Genomic DNA, 20,297 nt, shown 5'->3' with positions numbered 1-20,297 from the left:
TATAGATAAGAATTAATAAAAGGAGAAGATTAACAAACCGTTTCGGCAAAGCGTCTCTTCTTTACCTGCGCGAGTAACCAGCCTAAAACAGCCGACTGCCAAAGGTAGGCCGTGTCCATTTGTTGGGGTCAGTCTGACTATGCGGAATTCTTCGAAGGAAGCCTAATGACAATACAAAAAGTATTTTAAGAAACAGAACTGACAGGAATACATTGGGCACCGCCAGCGGTGCCCTTTTTGGATCAAATGCTGTAGATCGCAAACAACAACGAATTTCGTTGATGATTGAGAATGCATTTTCTGATGGAGTGGATACGCATGTTACGGCGCGATTGCCCTTCAAGCCAACGTGCTTTACGGCGGCTAGCCTGACGCAGCATCCGCCAGCGTCCCACTTCCGTTCTACTACGCTTCATGTTAACTACTCTTCCAGTCACAGAGCGGGCATTATACCCCCAGACCGAATGCAGACCAGTGGTTTTCCCGTGTTTTTATTTGCCAGATGACTCCTGATGCGTAAACTCTTAACAATACGCTTTCAAAAGGATTTTTAAATTTATGACAACCTTCTACACCGTGGTGAGTTGGCTGGTCATTCTGGGTTACTGGGTACTCATTGCTGGCGTAACGTTACGCATTCTGATGAAGCGACGCGCAGTACCCTCCGCAATGGCCTGGCTTTTGATCATCTATATACTGCCATTGGTAGGGATCATTGCTTATCTGTCCTTTGGTGAACTCCACCTGGGCAAACGCCGCGCCGAGCGTGCCAGAGCGATGTGGCCATCAACAGCTAAATGGCTGAACGATCTCAAAGCCTGCAAACATATTTTCGCGCAAGAAAACAGCAGCGTTGCCTCCTCATTATTTAAGTTATGCGAACGTCGCCAGGGCATTGCCGGCGTTAAAGGCAATCAGCTACAGCTTCTCACCAGCTCTGACGACGTGATGCAGGCGTTAATCCGCGATATTCAGCTGGCGCGTCACAACATTGAGATGGTGTTCTACATTTGGCAACCTGGCGGTATGGCCGATCAGGTCGCGGAATCATTGATGGCCGCCGCCAGACGGGGGATTCACTGCCGTTTGATGCTGGACTCCGCCGGCAGCGTGGCATTCTTCCGCAGTCCGTGGGCGGCGATGATGCGCAACGCGGGTATCGAGGTGGTCGAAGCGCTGAAGGTTAACCTGATGCGTGTATTTTTACGCCGTATGGACCTGCGCCAGCATCGTAAAATGATCATGATCGACAACTACATCGCCTACACCGGTAGCATGAATATGGTCGATCCGCGTTTCTTTAAACAGGATGCCGGTGTCGGACAATGGGTTGATCTGATGGCGAGAATGGAAGGCCCTGTGGCCACTGCCATGGGGATCGTCTACTCCTGCGACTGGGAAATTGAAACCGGTAAACGCATTTTACCGCCGCCTCCCGATGTCAACATCATGCCGTTTGAGCAGGCCAGCGGACACACCATTCACACTATTGCCTCCGGTCCTGGCTTCCCTGAAGACTTAATCCATCAGGCCTTATTGACCGCCGCATATTCTGCTCGTGAATATTTGATCATGACCACCCCCTACTTCGTCCCTAGTGACGATCTGCTGCACGCCATCTGTACAGCGGCGCAGCGCGGTGTAGATGTCAGCATCATTCTTCCACGCAAGAATGACTCAATGCTGGTTGGCTGGGCAAGCCGGGCTTTTTTCACCGAGTTGCTGGCGGCAGGCGTGAAGATCTACCAGTTCGAAGGTGGGTTGTTACATACCAAGAGCGTGCTGGTCGATGGCGAATTGAGTCTGGTCGGTACCGTAAACCTGGATATGCGCAGCCTGTGGCTGAATTTTGAGATAACACTGGTGATTGACGATGCCGGATTCGGCGGTGACCTCGCCGCGGTACAGGATGATTATATTTCGCGTTCCCGCCTGCTGGATGCACGTTTGTGGGTAAAACGACCACTCTGGCAGCGTATCGCTGAGCGACTGTTTTACTTCTTTAGCCCGTTGCTGTAAAACGTGCCCATCAGACAGTAAACAGGTAGTCATTATGGATATGGATTTGAACAACCGCCTGACCGAAGACGAAACGCTCGAGCAGGCTTATGACATTTTTCTCGAACTGGCGGCGGACAATCTCGACCCGGCCGACATCCTTCTGTTCAATTTGCAGTTTGAAGAGCGTGGCGGCGCAGAGTTATTCGACCCTGCGGATGACTGGCAGGAGCACGTTGATTTTGACCTGAATCCTGACTTCTTCGCCGAAGTGGTGATTGGTCTGGCAGACTCAGAAGACGGCGAGATTAACGATATTTTTGCGCGTGTTCTGTTGTGTCGCGAAAAAGATCACAAACTCTGCCACATTCTCTGGCGCGAATAATGAAAACAAAAAGCTGCTCTCGCAGCTTTTTTTATTTCTAGTCAGGCAATTTACTTCCGCAGCGATTACAAAATTGCGCGCTGTGCTCATGCTGGCTTTGTTGGCACTGTGGACATTTGCGCTGATTTTGCCGGTGCTGAAACGCACTACTCATGTGTGTTGTTATCAATCCAGTCGGGATTGCAATAACCGAATAACCAATCAGGATCAGCACTGACGCCACCATGCGGCCAAGCGGTGTATGCGGGGTAATATCACCATAGCCAACCGTTGTCACCGTAACGATTGCCCAATATACCGACGCATTCAGCGTAGTAAAACCATATTTCGGGCCTTCAATCAGGTACATCAGTGCGCCAAAGACAATCATCAGAATGGCAATAAACGAGTAAAACAGCATCAACTGATGACGGGCACTTTTAATTGCGCTCCAGAACACACGCAGCGACGGCATAAATCGCAGCAGTTTGAGTATCCGCAGTACACGCAGCACGCGCATCGCTCGCCAGGCGAAAACATAACTGAGACTAATTTCCGGCCATAGCCACATCACATACAGTGGCAGAATCGTCGCGAGATCGATAATTCCCCAAAAGCTGAACACATATTTTGCAGGATTGGCCCAGCAGCACAATCTGAGCAGATATTCGAGGGTAAAGACCAGCGTAATAAAGACTTCCAGCCAGACAAAAATATGCCATTCATCATAGGTTAAATGGTATTGCGTCCCGACCCCAGACTCAATGAAGATAACAATCACGCTCAGCAATGCGAACAGTGCACACATGCCTTCAAAACGGCGCCCCGAACGGGTGTCTAAATCAAATAATGTACGATAGAGAGTACGGCGAACAGAAGAGACTAAGCCTGACACATTTACCTCACCAAAAAGAAGGGCTGACAGTGTGTCAGCCCTCTCGATTATAGCGGGTCTACTTTTAAGCAGGAAACCGCGTGTCGGAAACTCCCTTCAAGTACAGGACGCGTTTTCGCGCATTCTGGTCCGGCGATCGGACAACGCGTGCGGAACACACACCCCGAAGGCGGATTAATCGGGGAGGGTAACTCACCTTCCAGCAGTTGGATAACCTTGTTCCTCTCCATATCAGGATCGGGAATTGGCACCGCTGACATTAGCGCTTTGGTATAGGGATGCAGCGGATTATGGTACACCTCGTCATAGGTCCCCAACTCCACCGCATGTCCGAGATACATCACCAGCACGCGATCGGAAATATGCTTAACCACAGCCAGGTCATGGGCAATGAAGATCAATGATAAGCCCATCTCACGCTGTAATTGCTGCAACAGGTTAACAACCTGCGCCTGAATCGACACATCCAGCGCGGATACAGGCTCATCACAAATGATCAGCTTCGGCTCAAGGATCAACGCGCGAGCAATACCAATACGCTGGCATTGCCCACCAGAAAACTCATGCGGGTAGCGGTTAATCAGGTTAGGCAGTAACCCCACTTTCATCATCATCGCCTTTACGCGGTCACGAACTTCCTGCCCAGGCAGATTCGGGTGATAAGTCCGCAGCGGTTCAGCGATAATTTCACCGATGGTCATACGCGGGTTTAACGATGCCAGCGGGTCCTGGAAAATCATCTGGATGTCACTGCGCACCGCCCGCCACTCATCGGGTTTCATGCCAAGCAAATCTTTGCCGAGCCAGGCAACTTTACCATCGGTCGCTTTTACCAGACCAATAATCGCACGCGCAAACGTCGATTTCCCGCAACCGGATTCCCCCACCACGCCTAATGTTTCGCCCTCATACAGGCGTAGGGTTACGCCATCAACGGCTTTCAGCGTTTTCGACGGTTGCCAGAACCACTGTTTACCATCTTTGATGTCGAAATGGACTTTCAGATCGGCAATTTCGAGGAGTACTTTTCGTTGTTCGGTTACCGCATTCATACCAGTTCCTCCACCGGTTTAAAGCAGGCGCGCAGACGGCCCGGACTAAACTCTTCCAGTGGCGGAGCACTGTTACAGATTTCCATGGCATGCGGGCAACGGGGCTGGAACGGGCAGCCTTTCGGTAAACGCAACAGGTTCGGCGGATTACCCGGGATAGTCAGCATTTCTTCCCCTTCGGCATCCAGACGCGGGACGGCATTAAGCAGGCCAATCGAATACGGGTGAACCGGCTTATAAAAGACATCACGCGCACTACCATATTCCATCGTACGTCCGGCATACATGACCAGCACCTTGTCGCAAATACCGGCAACAACCCCGAGGTCGTGGGTAATCATGATAATGGCGGTATTGAATTCACTTTTCAGCTCATTCAGCAGCGTCATGATTTGCGCCTGAACCGTGACATCCAGCGCCGTAGTGGGTTCATCGGCAATCAGTAATTTTGGCCTGCACAGTAGCGCCATGGCGATCATCACACGTTGACGCATACCGCCGGAGAACTCATGCGGGTACATTTTCATGCGCTTACGCGCTTCCGGCATTTTCACCGCATCCAGCATTCTGACTGACTCTTCAAAGGCTTCTGCTTTGCTCATACCTTTGTGTAGCATCAGAACTTCCATTAACTGTTCGCCGACCCGCATATACGGATTCAGAGACGTCATCGGGTCCTGGAAGATCATCGAGATTTGCTCGGCGCGTAGCTTGTTAAGCTCACGCTCCGGTAAGTTCAGGATCTCACGACCGTTGAATGTAGCAGAACCGCCAATACGGCCATTTGCGGCCAGCAGGCCCATCAAGGCAAATGCAGTCTGCGATTTACCTGAACCAGACTCACCAACGATACCCAGCGTTTCCCCGGCACGTAGTGAAAAGTTTAAATCGTTTACTGCAGTAACATCACCATCTGGGGTGGCAAACGTCACACGCAGATCGGTCACGTTCAGCAGTGCGTTAGCCTGTTGTTGCGCGAGCGGCGCGGTTGAGGTCTCAATTACGCTCATGGCGGCACTCCTTAACGGTCTTTCGGGTCGAGGGCATCACGCAAGCCATCGCCAATAAAGTTAAAACAGAATAGCGTCACCACCAGGAACCCTGCCGGGAACAGCAGTAACCATGGCGATACTTCCATCGAGTTGGCACCATCGCTGAGCAGTGCGCCCCAGCTACTTAGCGGCTCTTGTGTGCCAAGGCCCAGGAAGCTCAGGAACGATTCAAACAGGATCATGCTGGGAACCAGCAATGAGGCGTAGACCACCACCACACCCAATACGTTTGGCACAATGTGGCGCACAACAATACGCACGGTAGACACCCCACCGACCTGGGCTGCTTCAATAAACTCTTTGCGCTTCAGGCTCAGCGTCTGGCCACGAACGATACGCGCCATGTCAAGCCAGGACACCATCCCAATCGCCACAAAGATCAGCAGGATGTTTTGCCCAAAGAAGGTAACCAACAGAATAACGAAGAACATGAACGGGAAGGAGTTAAGGATTTCCAGCAGACGCATCATCACGGAGTCGATTTTGCCGCCCAGGTAACCCGACAGTGAACCGTACAGCGTGCCCACAATCACCGCCACCAGCGCCGCCGCAATTCCCACCATCAACGAGATCCGTCCACCAATCGCCACCCGCACCAGCAGATCACGACCGGATGAGTCAGTGCCAAAATAGTGCCCGGACTCCGTATCAGGCGCGCTGGACATCATGCCCCAGTCAGTATCGAAGTAGGTAAACTGCGATAACATGGGCGCCAACGTCACAAACAGCGCAATAATCACCAGTACCACGAGGCTGGCTACTGCCGCCCGGTTATGCATAAAGCGTCGACGAGCATCCTGCCACAGGCTGCGGCCTTCGACCTCCAGCTTCTCACTGAAATTCTCCAGCGCTTCGCTGTTTTTCTTACTTAACATCATAGCGAGCTCCAGTATCAGTAACGGATTTTCGGGTCGATTACGGCATACAGCACATCGACAATCGCGTTAAACACGATGGTCAGCGCGCCGACCAGAATAGTCAGGCTCAGTACCAGCGAGTAATCGCGGTTCAATGCGCCATTCACAAACAGCTGCCCAATACCCGGTAAACCATAGATAGTTTCAATAACCATCGAACCGGTAATGATGCCGACAAACGCGGGTCCCATATAGGACAACACCGGCAATAGCGCAGGTTTTAACGCATGGCGGAAAATAATCCGTCGCATCGGCAACCCTTTAGCTCGTGCGGTCCGAATAAAGTTAGAGTGCAGCACTTCAATCATCGAGCCGCGGGTAATACGCGCAATACTGGCAATATAGGCCAGGGATAGCGCCACCATGGGCAGGATCATAAATTTCAGCGCCCCACCGTTCCAGCCGCCACCGGGTAGCCATTTCAGGGTGATCGCAAATATCATGACTAATAAGGGAGCAACGACAAAACTGGGGATCACCACCCCGGTCATCGCGACCCCCATGACGGTGTAATCCCAACGCGTGTTTTGCTTCAGCGCAGCTATCACCCCGGCGCTCACGCCCACGAGGACCGCCAGAATAAAGGCCGCAGCCCCCAGCTTCGCGGAAACCGGAAAGCTTGACGCGACCAGGTCATTAACGGTGTAGTCTTTATATTTAAAGGATGGCCCAAAATCACCGTGCGCCAGCTGTTTCAGATAGCTAAAGTACTGCGTTGAGATCGGATCATTAAGATGGTATTTCGCTTCAATATTCGCCAGAACTTCTGGCGGTAACGCGCGCTCTCCGGTGAAAGGGCTCCCCGGCGCCAGACGCATCATAAAGAATGAAATCGTAATAAGAATAAATAGCGTCGGAATCGCTTCCAGACAGCGGCGTAATATAAATTTCAACATTGCCCGTACCTTCTGGCGTGTGCCTTTATACCCCTTCTGCCCCGACGTTCAGGTAAAGCGGTATTAATAGTTCGAAGAAAAAGACACTGTGGGGCAACCTTGATCGCCCCACGTCTTGCCATTAATGCTTGATAATATACAAGTCTTTAACGTGGATATTATCCATCGGGTCTTTACCGGAGTATCCGCCGACCCAAGGTTTCACCAGGCGGGCGTTAACGTAGTAGAACACCGGTACAATCGCAGAGTCTTTATCCAGCAGCTGTTCTGCTTGCGAATACAGTTCACTGCGCTGAGCGTCATCAGTTGCTTTCAGGGTATCAGCAATCAACTTGTCAAATGCAGGGCTCTTATAGTGGACGGTGTTGTTGGAGCTGTCAGACAGCACCATATTCAGGAAAGACGTCGGTTCGTTATAATCCGCACACCAGCCTGCGCGTGAAACATCATAGTTGCCCTGATGACGCGTATCGAGGAACGTCTTCCACTCCTGATTTTCCAGCTTCACATTCGCACCCAGATTTTTCTTCCAGATAGATGCCGCAGCGATAGCCAGCTTTTTATGCAGATCGGAGGTGTTATACAGCAGATCAAAGGTCAACGGTTTATCCGCGGTAAAACCAGCTTCGGCCAGCAGTTTTTTCGCTTCTTCGTTACGTTTTTCCTGTGACCACTTGAACCACTCTGGCTCAACCAGTTTAGCGCCATCGGTATATGGCGGGGTAAAGCTATAGGCAGGCAGATCGCCCTGGTTTTTCACTTTGTTGACGATAATGTCACGATCCAGCGCCAGCTTCAGGGCGGTACGAACACGAACATCGTTGAACGGTGCTTTTTGGTTGTTAATTTCGTAATAATAGGTGCACAGATAAGGATCAACGTGGACTTCGTTCGGGATCTCTTTTTTCAGTTTCTGGAATAACTCAATCGGCATGTTGTTATAGGTCATGTCGATTTCACCGCTGCGATAACGGTTCACGTCAGTCACTTCAGAAGAAATTGGCAGGTATGTGACCTGGTTAATAATGGTTTTCGCGTTGTCCCAGTATTGGGTATTACGCTCAAGTACAATACGCTCGTTGACAACCCAGTCTTTCAGTTTATAAGAGCCGTTAGAAACGATGTTAGCCGGCTGGGTCCATTTTTCACCGAATTTTTCCACTACGGCTTTAGGCACAGGGGAAAGAGAGGAGTGCACAAGGAGTTTGTAGAAATAAGGAACAGGTTCGCTCAGAGTGACTTCAAAGGTATGGTCGTCAATCGCTTTTACACCGAGATCGGTAACTGGCTTCTTACCTGCGATGATGTCATCAATATTGACAATATGCCCGTATTGTAAATAGCTGGCGTACGGTGAAGCGGTATTGGGGTTCGCCAGACGTTGCCAGCTATAGACGAAATCTTGTGCGGTAACGGGCGTGCCATCAGACCATTTGGCATCTTTACGCAGATGGAATGTCCAGACTTTAAAATCTTTATTTTCCCATTTATCAGCCACGCCCGGCGATGGTTTGCCATCAACGTCACTGATTAATAAACCTTCAAATAAATCACGGCTAATGTTGGATTCCGGTACACCTTCGATTTTATGCGGATCGAGTGACTGAACTTCCGAACCATTATTACGCACCAGAGTCTGCTTCTCTGCCAACTGTACGCCTGCTGGTACCACTGCGGCTGTAGCAACATTTCCAGCGATTAGCGCAGTTAGGATCCCCGCAGCTACTAAACTTTTTTTAGTGATGTTAGTCATTGTGTTTGTACTCCCTCATTATTATGGCTGGTTTTATAACCAGACTGTTAATCCTGTCAGGATCCCTGTACGGCACCGGAGATTTTCTGCCGTCAGGTGTTTTTTTGTTTACTGCTCGCTATCACCGACTTTATTTATTCTGGCGATTCGTTTGATCGCCTTGCGTCGATTATCTACGTACCTCCCCTGCCGGAAGCACGCTATTACCTTGTTGAGAGAAACTAACTGAAAATGATTCTCATCAACGTGAAATCTTCTGCTAAATACCTGGCCGGAAAGTATCAAATGCGTTTCTTCACCGCCAATACATTTTACAGATTTGTTAACCAATTCTCTTTTATCGAAAAAAAACCGCACAACAAAAGCAGCAAAAAAGCAATTATTTAACAATAAAATCAGTTAATTCAATGCGTTGCGTGGAACACCCGGCTCATCACCCTGTCCGGCATCGAAGAGACGTCAGAATGCACATAAATTTAACAATTGGTTATTAATTAGCACATTCATCTAAATTAGGTGCTGAAATAACTAATAACATTTCGATAATCCTTCAGCAAGCCCAAGAGTATGATGTTAATAAAATAACAATGCTGCCCTGGTTCATCTGTTCTGCTGAAAAGACAATTGCCTTTAAAATCAATACATAAAAATGCAGCTGGCTATCAGCATTTTTTATTATTGCTATGGCGCATTTCAACTTTAGTGAGAAGTTTTACTGATAATGGAGGGAAACGGAGCCAGAGAGCAGCTCCGTTTATATTGATTGGGTGGATTCAGGCAAGTAAACCCGGGAAAATGGATTTGATTCCGGTCACAATGAACTCAATGCCCAACGCCATGAGTAACAACCCCATAATACGCGTGATGACGTTGATGCCGGTTTGTCCCAACAGGCGAACCAGCCATGGTGCCATACGAAACAATCCCCAACAGCACAGCGCAAACAGCGCAATCGCCACGAAAAAACCGAACAGATTAATGGCACTATGATAACGCGTGCCCCAGACGATGGTCGAGCTTATCGCCCCCGGCCCCGCCATTAACGGCAGCGCTAACGGGACTACGCCAATGCTTTCGCGTATTGCCGTCTCCGATTTTTCCTGCTTGTTTTGCTTATCTTCCCCCAGTTTTCCACTGATCATCGACATCGCGATAGTGACGACCAGGATACCACCGGCAATCCTGAACGAATCAATTGAGATACCAAACAATTGCAGAATTCCATCCCCCAGAAACAGAGAGGTCCACAGAATGATAGCAACCGATAGGTTTGCCGTAAGGTTGGTTTTATTACGTGCGGCAGCGGTCTGGTAGCTGGTCATGCTGATAAAGACAGGGATGATCCCTACCGGGTTGACCAGGGCAAATAACCCAATGAAAAATTTAAAATAGACAGGAAAATCGAATAGCGTATGGATCACGGTTAGCTCCGAAGCGTTAGCCGGATAAAATGAGTCATAAAAATTGATGAAATCCGCGCTGAAGATACGCCTTTTGTCAGCATACTTCACCTGCTATCTGCGTATATCTACGTAAATACGCTACCATTACTCGGTGTTATTAATATGTATTAAATATGCTAATGTTAACCTCATTCATTACATCAATTTTTTAACACTTACCAAGAAACGCTAAAAGGGCCTGCTGAAAGGTGTCAGCTTCGCGGAAATTTGATCCAGATCACGCAATTACTACTCAGAAGTGAGTAATCTTGCTTACGCCACCTGGAGGTAACGCGTTAGAGTTAAATGACGCTAACGCATAAGCTCTTTTAGTAAATCAAAGTAAAGTGGACGTTAATTAACCGTTTGATTTTCAAAACGTTATACAATTTTTCGTCGGTCTGTCTATACTCTCGTATCGAGCAGATGATTTACTAAAAAAGTTTAACATTATCAGGAGAGCATTATGGCTGTTACTAATGTCGCTGAACTTAACGCACTTGTAGAGCGCGTAAAAAAAGCCCAGCGTGAATATGCCAGTTTCACTCAAGAACAGGTTGACAAAATCTTCCGCGCCGCCGCTCTGGCAGCCGCAGACGCTCGAATCCCTCTCGCGAAAATGGCCGTTGCCGAATCCGGCATGGGCATCGTCGAAGACAAAGTGATCAAAAACCACTTTGCTTCCGAATACATTTACAACGCTTATAAAGATGAAAAGACCTGTGGTGTTCTGTCTGAAGACGACACTTTCGGCACTATCACCATCGCTGAACCGATTGGTATCATCTGCGGTATCGTTCCGACCACTAACCCGACATCTACCGCTATCTTCAAATCGCTGATCAGCCTGAAGACGCGTAACGCAATCATCTTCTCTCCACATCCGCGTGCTAAAGATGCCACTAACAAAGCGGCTGACATCGTTCTGCAGGCTGCTATCGCTGCGGGTGCACCGAAAGATCTGATCGGCTGGATCGATCAACCTTCCGTTGAACTGTCTAATGCTCTGATGCATCACCCGGACATCAACCTGATCCTTGCGACCGGCGGTCCAGGCATGGTTAAAGCAGCATACAGCTCCGGTAAACCAGCAATCGGCGTAGGCGCAGGTAACACCCCTGTGGTTATCGACGAAACTGCGGATATTAAGCGTGCTGTTGCTTCTGTGCTGATGTCTAAAACCTTCGATAACGGCGTAATCTGTGCTTCTGAACAGTCCGTTGTGGTTGTTGACTCTGTATACGATGCAGTTCGTGAACGTTTCGCTAGCCACGGCGGCTACATGCTGCAGGGTAAAGAGCTGAAAGCTGTTCAGGACGTTATCCTGAAAAATGGCGCACTGAACGCCGCTATCGTTGGTCAGCCGGCCTATAAAATTGCTGAACTGGCAGGCTTCTCGGTTCCGGAAACAACTAAGATCCTGATCGGTGAAGTGAAAGTTGTTGATGAAAGCGAGCCGTTTGCTCACGAAAAACTGTCCCCGACGCTGGCGATGTACCGTGCGAAAGATTTCGAAGATGCGGTAGACAAAGCAGAGAAACTGGTTGCGATGGGTGGTATCGGCCACACTTCTTGCCTGTACACTGACCAGGACAACCAACCAGAACGCGTTGCTTACTTCGGTCAGATGATGAAAACCGCGCGTATCCTGATTAACACCCCGGCTTCACAGGGTGGTATTGGCGACCTGTACAACTTCAAACTCGCACCTTCCCTGACTCTGGGTTGTGGTTCCTGGGGTGGTAACTCCATCTCTGAAAACGTTGGTCCTAAGCATCTGATCAACAAGAAAACCGTTGCTAAGCGAGCTGAAAACATGTTGTGGCACAAACTTCCGAAATCTATCTACTTCCGTCGTGGCTCACTGCCAATCGCGCTGGATGAAGTGATTACCGATGGTCACAAACGTGCTCTGATCGTGACCGACCGCTTCCTGTTCAACAACGGTTATGCTGACCAGATCACCTCCGTGCTGAAAGCATCCGGCGTTGAAACCGAAGTGTTCTTTGAAGTTGAAGCTGACCCGACTCTTAGCGTTGTTCGTAAAGGTGCTGAGCTGGCTAACTCCTTCAAACCTGACGTTATCATCGCACTGGGCGGTGGTTCCCCGATGGACGCCGCGAAAATCATGTGGGTGATGTACGAACATCCGGAAACCCATTTCGAAGAGCTGGCACTGCGCTTTATGGACATCCGTAAACGTATCTACAAGTTCCCGAAAATGGGCGTGAAAGCGAAAATGATCGCCGTCACCACCACTTCCGGTACCGGTTCTGAAGTGACTCCGTTTGCGGTTGTTACCGACGATGCAACAGGTCAGAAATATCCACTGGCTGACTACGCGCTGACCCCAGACATGGCAATTGTCGATGCCAACCTGGTTATGGATATGCCGAAATCACTGTGTGCATTCGGTGGTCTGGATGCGGTGACTCACGCCCTGGAAGCTTACGTTTCCGTGCTGGCTTCTGAATTCTCTGACGGTCAGGCTCTGCAAGCGCTGAAACTGCTGAAAGAAAACCTGCCTGCATCCTACCATGAAGGTTCTAAGAACCCGGTAGCGCGTGAGCGTGTTCACAGTGCAGCAACCATCGCCGGTATCGCGTTTGCTAACGCCTTCCTGGGTGTATGTCACTCAATGGCGCACAAGCTGGGTTCTCAGTTCCACATTCCTCATGGTCTGGCGAACGCCCTGCTGATCAGCAACGTCATTCGTTATAACGCGAACGACAACCCGACTAAACAGACTGCATTCAGCCAGTATGATCGCCCTCAGGCTCGTCGTCGCTACGCTGAAATCGCAGACCATCTGGGTTTAAGCGCACCGGGCGACCGTACTGCGGCTAAAATCCAGAAACTGCTGGCATGGCTGGAAGAAATCAAAGCTGAACTGGGTATTCCTAAATCAATCCGTGAAGCTGGCGTTCAGGAAGCTGACTTCCTGGCACACGTCGACAAACTGTCCGAAGATGCGTTTGACGACCAGTGCACCGGTGCGAACCCACGTTACCCGCTGATTTCTGAACTGAAACAGATCCTGCTGGATACTTACTACGGTCGTGAGTACAGCGAAGGTGAAACTGCTGCTAAAACTGAGCCAGCAGCCGCGCCTAAAGCTGAGAAAAAAGCGAAAAAATCCTCTTAATGCACTCACATAAGTTTTAGTATCTTCATAAACGGCCCTTTGGGGCCGTTTTTTTTTGCCATACTCAGCCAAAACCAGTCTATGCAGACGTCAGCCATTGTGGTGAAAAGGCGCAAGGGAAATAGGTGTGAGAGTGGCACCAGAAGGCAATGCCGCAGGGTAGTGCTTCTGGCTAAAGCAGAGACCTACCCTGCGATTTTAACTCAGCAGGAGAACAAGAAAGCTAGTCGTGGCTGTGACGTTCCTGAATGGCCGTCAGAGAGCCTTCAGACTGTGCTTCCTTATAATGCTTGCGGCACACCGATACATAACGTTCATTTCCGCCGATAACGACCTGCTCACCTTCGTTATAAGGTCTTCCGGCCTGATCAAGACGTAATACCATGCTGGCCTTACGGCCACAGAAACAAATCGTTTTTAATTCAACCAGCTTATCTGACCATGCAAGCAGGTATTCACTACCGCCGAATAGCTCACCACGAAAATCGGTGCGTAAGCCGTAACACAACACGGGAATATCCAGTTGATCAACAACCTCTGATAATTCATAAACCTGCTGTCGCGTCAGAAACTGAGACTCATCAACCAGCACGCAGTGAATTCGTTGCTGCGCGTTCTCCGCACGAATCTCCTCGAACAATGATGAATTTTGGTTAAACAATTTTGCTGGTGATGACAGACCTATACGTGAACTTACTTTTCCCGCGCCAAAACGGTCATCAATTTCCGCTGTATATACAACGGCACGCATCCCACGTTCCTGATAATTGTATGAAGATTGCAGCAATGCCGTCGACTTGCCTGCATTCATTGCAGAATAGTAAAAATAAAGCTGTGCCATTGTGTATCGGCCCTCACCGGGGAAAATAAATATGGGCAGGATTGTATCATATTTCACAAACATGTCGGTGCAGCGTGACATCCGGGATGTATAAAAGAACGTGCGAACATCGCCCTGTTTCGTCTAAATACCTCGCCGTGCGGAAGTGCCCTTGAGTACTTTCTCAAGGGCACGATAGAGTGAAAGCACGCAGCCAAAGCACACACAACCTGAAGTATGATGTGTATATACACATTCTTTCACAAATAGTGCTCCTGAAATTCATCAACGTCACTTATCAACACCGTGCAATAAAGAAACCCTGCCCTTATTGTTATTGCCTCTAACGATAGCCACCTTGTAATAGGGGATTCCCGTAAGCAAAACTAATACAAAAGGTTGAAATCACTGCAAAGAGATACTATTTGTACACTATGAAATGTGACCTGAATCTTGAATTTTTACTCGCTGCAGCCGGGAAGCTCGCATACCAATAAGCCTTTTTTATGCCCGACCGAGTCGTAAAATTAAGACAGAACAATTAATACAGACACTAAATAAAGAGCAATTTTGAATTCCTTACATTCCTGGCTATTGCACAACTGAATTTATCGCTCTATTATTAGCTCAACAAACCACCCCCAATATAAGTTTGAGATTACTACAATGAGCGAAGCACTTAAAATTCTGAACAACATCCGTACTCTTCGTGCGCAGGCGAGAGAATGTACTCTGGAAACGCTTGAAGAAATGCTGGAAAAATTAGAAGTTGTAGTTAGCGAGCGTCGCGAAGAAGAAAGCGCTGCCGCTGCTGAAGTTGAAGAGCGTACTCGTAAACTGCAACAATATCGTGAAATGTTGATTGCTGATGGTATTGATCCGAACGAACTGCTGAATAGCATGGCGGCGGTTAAGTCCGGCACCAAAGCTAAACGCGCAGCGCGTCCGGCTAAATATAGCTACGTTGACGAAAACGGTGAAACTAAAACCTGGACTGGCCAGGGTCGTACACCGGCTGTGATCAAAAAAGCGATGGAAGAACAAGGTAAACAACTGGACGATTTCCTGATCAAGGAATAATTCAGAAATAGTTTGCTTAAAATCCCGCCACTGGCGGGATTTTTTTTACCCGTACTTCGCCCATCGCCTACCCAAATTAGGTATAAAAAACGGCGCTGGATTAGCAGCGCCGTTCTGTCCTTATAATACCGCGAGGTTACTTCTTAATACCCATCTCATCTTCAAGCCATGCTTTAAATTCAGCGCCAAGCGTATTATGGCGAATACCATATTCAACGAACGCCTGCATATAGCCCAGCTTATTGCCACAGTCATGGCTTTTGCCCTTCATGTGATAGGCTTCTACCGTTTCTTTTTCGATCAGCATATCGATAGCGTCGGTCAGCTGAATTTCATCACCTGCTCCCGGAGGTGTTTTTGCCAGCAGAGGCCAGATATCCGCACTGAGAACATAACGCCCCACAACGGCCAGATTAGAGGGCGCAACGTCTGCTTTCGGTTTTTCTACCACGCCAACCATCGGTACGCTTTCACCAGGCGTTAATTCAACGCCCTTGCAATCAACAACACCATAAGCCGTTACGTCTGCTACAGGCTCAACCATAATCTGGCTGCTGCCTGTTTCATCAAAACGGTGGATCATTTCAGCAAGGTTGTCACGGGATAAATCAGATTCGTATTCGTCAAGAATAACGTCCGGCAGGATGACCGCAACGGGTTCATCGCCAACAACCGGATGGGCACACAATACCGCGTGCCCCAGACCTTTTGCCAGCCCCTGACGCACCTGCATAATAGTGACATGCGGAGGACAAATAGATTGCACTTCTTCCAGAAGCTGACGTTTTACGCGTTTTTCCAGCATCGCTTCAAGTTCAAAGCTGGTATCAAAGTGGTTTTCAATTGAATTTTTAGACGAGTGAGTCACGAGTACAATATCAGTGATGCCCGCAGCAATACATTCGTTTACGACGTACTGAATTAATGGCTTATCAACCAACGGTAGCATCTCTTTCGGGATTGCCTTCGTAGCCGGTAACATCCTGGTTCCTAATCCCGCAACCGGGATAACGGCCTTTTTGACTTTTGAATTAAGGGCAGCCATTTAAAACTCTCCTGGACTGTTCATATATTGAACGTGTTCATCAATCTGTTTCGCATCCGAGTATATCAGTACCGCAGTAAGCTTCTGGTCTGAAAAGGACGCACGTCGGTATAATTAAGATAAATACGAATAAATCTGCCGCTGATAGTAGCACTCACAGCGTAAGGGAGGTAAACCAATTTCATTCACTCCCCTCTCGATTGTTCATTCCGCAGACAACATCAGGCGCAGGCGACCGCCTGCCCCCCAAATTTGGCACTGCCAGGATTCACAGCGCTGACTTAGCTGATTCAAATACGTATTACCTAACGTGCCCAGCGGAACACCATTACTGATTTGTACGTGATGTGAACCGGTATTTAATGTCGCATTCAGCCCAGCCGATACCAGAATCAGATTTTTTAATCCGCTATGGTAATACCCCACCAGCAGTGGAAACTGTCCGGGTAAATTAGCCTGACGCAGTAAATGATTCACCTGTTTCAATAGCGCACCGAGCTCAGGCAAACGTTGATTCTGATGGGTGAGCTGTTCTTGCAGCAAACCATTAAACAGCGCGCGCAGTAATAATGCAGCCAGGACACCATTATCCCCTGCTCGAGTAACATCCAGACAATAGAAGGCGAGATCGTGGTCCGACAATGGGGCAATATCCAGCACCAGTCCAGGTTGATCAGCGGCGACCAACTGGCGGTAGTTGACCCGACAATGCGAGATGACCTGCGACACGGGGGGCTGCAATTCTTGCAACAGTTTTGCAGCAGCTGCAGGATCGCCCACCATCGCATCCCAGTCACGAAACAGGCGCTCTTCTTCTTCCACGCGAGAATTAAACATATTGGGATAAAGACACGCAAAAACGGTTTCTCGCAGGCGGTTAAGGTCCTTCACAGGCTTTAAAAGGACATCATCCACACCGAGTCGTAATGCTTTGGCAATATCGGCCATATTTTCCGTTGCGGAGATCACCAGAATAGGTGTCTGATCGCCACGATTACGCAGATACTCAACCAGTTTAAGGCCATTCATTCGCGGCATAGCGAGATCGCAAATCATCAGGTCGGGGGTGAAGCGCCCCAGTAACTCCAGCGCATCAAGCCCGTCTCCCGCTACTGCTGTTGTCGCTCCCAAAGAGGAAAACCATGAATCCAGAAGCGAGCGAAATACTGGCTCATCTTCAACGATAAGAATCTGTTTTCCGACCAATGGCTGCGTCATATTCTCCCCCCTGACTGGCTTTAGTAAATAGTGGCATGCTATTGCAACTCACGCCTGTCAGAATTTGCTTAAGTGTTGATAAAAAATGCGTTAAACGTTGGTTTTTACCAGGGGCAGAAGCTCATCCATTTTCTTCTCGACCGCTAACTGCCCGGCAGCAATTGCTGCACTGGCGCGATGGAAATCCAGCGTGGATATTTGCGGACAAAACGGCTGAATCAGAATATCAGGCGGGTCCCCAGCCATACGGTTGCGCTTGAGACGGTTTTCCAGAACCTGAATCGAGGTCGTCATGATCTCCATCGCCGTAGGTGCCGTGACTGCACGCCGGGCCGTAATGTTGCTTAAGCGCTCTTTCAGGCGGGCATGCCATGACAGCTCATCATCATCGTTCGCTTCGGTTTCACTATTGACGTTGAAGGAGAGCAGGTCCTGTTGCATCAGGTGCGCATCATGTTGCAAGTCGACCGCAATAACGATATCGGCCCCCAACGCACGCGTCAGAGAGACGGGTACAGGGTTCACCACCGCACCATCAACCAACCAATAACCATTATGTGCCACAGGTGACATCAGGCCAGGAATACTGCAGGAGGCACGGACGGCAAGGTGCAAATCACCTTCGGTAAACCAGAGTTCACGGCCCGTACTGAGATTGGTTGCGACAGTGGCAAAACGACGTGAGCATTGTTCGATAGATTCTACCGGCATGACATTCCGATACTGATTGAATACCCGTTCGCCGCGCAATAATCCGCCCCTGCGCCACGAGAGATCCATCAGACGTAAAACATCCCAGTAACTGAAGGAGCAAACCCACTGTTCAAGCGCGGGGAGTTTGTTACATGCGTAGGCGGCGCCGACCAGTGAGCCAATGGAACACCCTGCCACAATATCAATATCAATGCCCATGTGTTTCAGGGCTTTGATCACACCAATATGCGACCAGCCGCGTGCTGCGCCGGAACCTAGCGCCAGCCCAATTTTTATTTTTCTCATTATACCTACAGACTTCCCCTGGCTTGCAGACGTAGCAACATCGCCACGGCTCAGTTAACATAGTGCCACCCTGGCGTTTTTACGCCGTTTTTTTATTCCAGGGAGTACTTTGTGTCTCAGCTTTGTCCCTGTGGTAGCGCTGTCGAGTATAGCCTATGTTGCTACCGTTATGTGTCCGGTGCACAAGTAGCACCTACGCCGTCACATCTCATGCGTTCTCGTTACTGTGCTTTTGTGATGAAAGACGCAGATTACCTCGTCAAAACCTGGCATCCAGATTGCCATGCCGCCGATTTCCGGGATGACATTATTGCAGGATTTACCCATACCGAATGGCTGGGGCTGACCGTTTTTGAACAGCAGACGGCAGAAACCGACACTATCGGTTATGTCAGTTTTGTCGCACGGTTTTCTGAACAGGGAAAAACAGGCGCAATTATCGAACGCTCTCGTTTTTTAAAAGAAAACGGTCAGTGGTACTATATCGATGGTACACGCCCGCAAATTGGACGAAACGATACCTGCCCTTGTGGCTCCGGTAAAAAATTTAAAAAGTGCTGCGGCTAATCAACGCCCGACAGTATCAATTATGCAAACATTCTCAACAGGATCTCCGCTGCAAATGCATTCATTACAACGAAAAGTGCTGCGTACTATTTGCCCGGACCAAAAAGGTCTGATCGCGCGCATTACTAACATCTGTTATAAGCACGAACTGAACATCGTGCAGAACAATGAGTTCGTGGACCACCGTACCGGGCGTTTTTTCATGCGTACCGAGCTGGAAGGCATTTTTAACGATGTCACACTGCTGACCGATCTGGACAGCGCGCTACCAGAAGGTTCCATTCGCGAGCTTACGCCAGCGGGACGTCGCCGCATCGTTATTTTAGTCACCAAAGAAGCCCACTGTTTGGGCGATCTGTTAATGAAGGCCAATTACGGCGGACTGGATGTTGAAATTGCCGCGGTTATCGGCAACCACGACACGCTACGTTCCCTGGTTGAGCGTTTTGACATTCCTTTTGAGCTGGTCAGCCACGAAGGATTAACGCGTGACGAGCATGACCAAAAAATGGCTGATGCCATCGACGCACATCAGCCAGACTATGTCGTGCTGGCAAAATATATGCGTGTCCTGACACCTACATTTGTTTCTCGCTTCCCAAATAAGATCATCAACATTCACCACTCATTCCTGCCCGCCTTTATTGGCGCGCGCCCTTACCATCAGGCGTATGAGCGCGGCGTGAAGATCATCGGAGCGACAGCCCACTATGTAAATGACAATCTCGACGAAGGTCCGATCATCATGCAGGACGTGATTCATGTGGATCATACCTATACCGCAGAGGATATGATGCGTGCCGGCCGTGACGTTGAGAAAAACGTATTAAGTCGTGCGCTGTATCAGGTTCTGGCCCAGCGAGTTTTCGTTTACGGTAACCGAACGATTATTCTGTAATCACCAATAATATGAATTGATTAGCTTTACTGCGTTACGGATGAAAAGTACGCAAACGATCCACGTTAAGCAAAGGAATGCTTTACAGCGGCGCGTCATTTGATATGATGCGCCCCGCTTCCCAAGGAAGCAGGCCAGTAACATAGCATTACCCCG

General features: G+C 49.2%; 18 protein-coding genes. 6 read left to right on the top strand and 12 right to left on the bottom strand.

Going from position 1 to position 20,297, the window contains the following annotated elements; translation table 11 throughout:
- Nucleotides 1-242: 242 nt before the first annotated feature.
- On the bottom strand, nt 243-416 hold the full coding sequence (locus FDX19_RS04175) for a YciY family protein (RefSeq protein WP_005126414.1): 174 nt from the start codon (nt 414-416) through the stop codon (nt 243-245).
- Between the two features lie 142 nt (nt 417-558).
- On the opposite strand from FDX19_RS04175, the gene cls reads away from it, so the two are divergent.
- Nucleotides 559-2,019: a cardiolipin synthase gene (gene cls, locus FDX19_RS04170; RefSeq protein WP_048211484.1), complete on the top strand. Its 1,461-nt coding sequence runs from the start codon at nt 559-561 to the stop codon at nt 2,017-2,019.
- Between the two features lie 34 nt (nt 2,020-2,053).
- Entirely contained in the window at nt 2,054-2,383 is a 330-nt protein-coding gene (locus FDX19_RS04165) for an HI1450 family dsDNA-mimic protein (RefSeq protein WP_137381707.1), read from the top strand.
- A gap of 37 nt (nt 2,384-2,420) precedes the next feature.
- Here the strand turns inward: FDX19_RS04165 and FDX19_RS04160 are convergent, their stop codons facing one another.
- The 7 genes from FDX19_RS04160 to ychE all read right to left on the bottom strand — a co-directional run bounded on the left by FDX19_RS04160 (nt 2,421) and on the right by ychE (nt 10,348).
- Nucleotides 2,421-3,257: an ion transporter gene (locus tag FDX19_RS04160; RefSeq protein ID WP_137381706.1), complete on the bottom strand. Its 837-nt coding sequence runs from the start codon at nt 3,255-3,257 to the stop codon at nt 2,421-2,423.
- 47 nt (nt 3,258-3,304) lie between these two features.
- Nucleotides 3,305-4,309: a murein tripeptide/oligopeptide ABC transporter ATP-binding protein OppF gene (gene oppF, locus FDX19_RS04155; protein ID WP_048211482.1), complete on the bottom strand. Its 1,005-nt coding sequence runs from the start codon at nt 4,307-4,309 to the stop codon at nt 3,305-3,307.
- A complete protein-coding gene (oppD, locus tag FDX19_RS04150; protein ID WP_005126407.1) occupies nt 4,306-5,319 on the bottom strand; it encodes a murein tripeptide/oligopeptide ABC transporter ATP-binding protein OppD in 1,014 nt (337 codons plus the stop codon). Before oppD ends, oppF begins: the two co-directional genes overlap by 4 nt.
- An 11-nt stretch (nt 5,320-5,330) precedes the next feature.
- Nucleotides 5,331-6,239, bottom strand: coding sequence for an oligopeptide ABC transporter permease OppC (gene oppC, locus FDX19_RS04145; protein ID WP_048211481.1), 909 nt, complete (start codon nt 6,237-6,239; stop codon nt 5,331-5,333).
- A 14-nt stretch (nt 6,240-6,253) separates the two neighbouring features.
- Nucleotides 6,254-7,174, bottom strand: a complete 921-nt coding sequence (gene oppB, locus FDX19_RS04140; RefSeq protein ID WP_137381705.1) for an oligopeptide ABC transporter permease OppB — start codon at nt 7,172-7,174, stop codon at nt 6,254-6,256.
- 121 nt (nt 7,175-7,295) lie between these two features.
- On the bottom strand, nt 7,296-8,927 hold the full coding sequence (gene oppA, locus FDX19_RS04135) for an oligopeptide ABC transporter substrate-binding protein OppA (RefSeq protein WP_137381704.1): 1,632 nt from the start codon (nt 8,925-8,927) through the stop codon (nt 7,296-7,298).
- Between the two features lie 773 nt (nt 8,928-9,700).
- Complete coding sequence (gene ychE / locus FDX19_RS04130) at nt 9,701-10,348, bottom strand: NAAT family transporter YchE (protein WP_137381703.1); 648 nt, start codon at nt 10,346-10,348, stop codon at nt 9,701-9,703.
- A 487-nt stretch (nt 10,349-10,835) separates the two neighbouring features.
- On the opposite strand from ychE, the gene adhE reads away from it, so the two are divergent.
- The gene (gene adhE / locus FDX19_RS04125; RefSeq protein WP_137381702.1) at nt 10,836-13,514 is read left to right on the top strand and encodes a bifunctional acetaldehyde-CoA/alcohol dehydrogenase; all 2,679 of its coding nucleotides are present in this window, start codon (nt 10,836-10,838) and stop codon (nt 13,512-13,514) included.
- A gap of 223 nt (nt 13,515-13,737) precedes the next feature.
- Here the strand turns inward: adhE and tdk are convergent, their stop codons facing one another.
- Entirely contained in the window at nt 13,738-14,355 is a 618-nt protein-coding gene (gene tdk / locus FDX19_RS04120) for a thymidine kinase (protein WP_005126397.1), read from the bottom strand.
- Between the two features lie 645 nt (nt 14,356-15,000).
- Here tdk and hns point away from each other — a divergent pair.
- Entirely contained in the window at nt 15,001-15,414 is a 414-nt protein-coding gene (gene hns / locus FDX19_RS04115) for a histone-like nucleoid-structuring protein H-NS (protein ID WP_003020723.1), read from the top strand.
- Nucleotides 15,415-15,550: 136 nt separating this feature from the next.
- Here the strand turns inward: hns and galU are convergent, their stop codons facing one another.
- The 3 genes from galU to rssA all read right to left on the bottom strand — a co-directional run bounded on the left by galU (nt 15,551) and on the right by rssA (nt 18,676).
- Nucleotides 15,551-16,459: a UTP--glucose-1-phosphate uridylyltransferase GalU gene (gene galU / locus FDX19_RS04110; RefSeq protein WP_137381701.1), complete on the bottom strand. Its 909-nt coding sequence runs from the start codon at nt 16,457-16,459 to the stop codon at nt 15,551-15,553.
- Nucleotides 16,460-16,663: 204 nt separating this feature from the next.
- Nucleotides 16,664-17,677, bottom strand: coding sequence for a two-component system response regulator RssB (rssB, locus tag FDX19_RS04105; protein WP_137381700.1), 1,014 nt, complete (start codon nt 17,675-17,677; stop codon nt 16,664-16,666).
- A gap of 90 nt (nt 17,678-17,767) precedes the next feature.
- The gene (gene rssA, locus FDX19_RS04100) at nt 17,768-18,676 is read right to left on the bottom strand and encodes a patatin-like phospholipase RssA (RefSeq protein ID WP_137381699.1); all 909 of its coding nucleotides are present in this window, start codon (nt 18,674-18,676) and stop codon (nt 17,768-17,770) included.
- Nucleotides 18,677-18,787: 111 nt separating this feature from the next.
- Between rssA and FDX19_RS04095 the strand changes: the two genes are divergently transcribed.
- A complete protein-coding gene (locus tag FDX19_RS04095) occupies nt 18,788-19,243 on the top strand; it encodes a YchJ family protein (protein WP_137381698.1) in 456 nt (151 codons plus the stop codon).
- A 55-nt stretch (nt 19,244-19,298) separates the two neighbouring features.
- On the top strand, nt 19,299-20,141 hold the full coding sequence (purU, locus tag FDX19_RS04090) for a formyltetrahydrofolate deformylase (protein ID WP_005126391.1): 843 nt from the start codon (nt 19,299-19,301) through the stop codon (nt 20,139-20,141).
- Nucleotides 20,142-20,297 lie beyond the last annotated feature (156 nt).

This window comes from Citrobacter sp. wls619, from assembly GCF_005281345.1.
In the GTDB taxonomy this organism is placed as follows: domain Bacteria; phylum Pseudomonadota; class Gammaproteobacteria; order Enterobacterales; family Enterobacteriaceae; genus Citrobacter.
The sequence above is the reverse complement of the archived record's forward strand: the minus strand, read 5'-3'. Positions and strand labels throughout refer to the sequence as shown.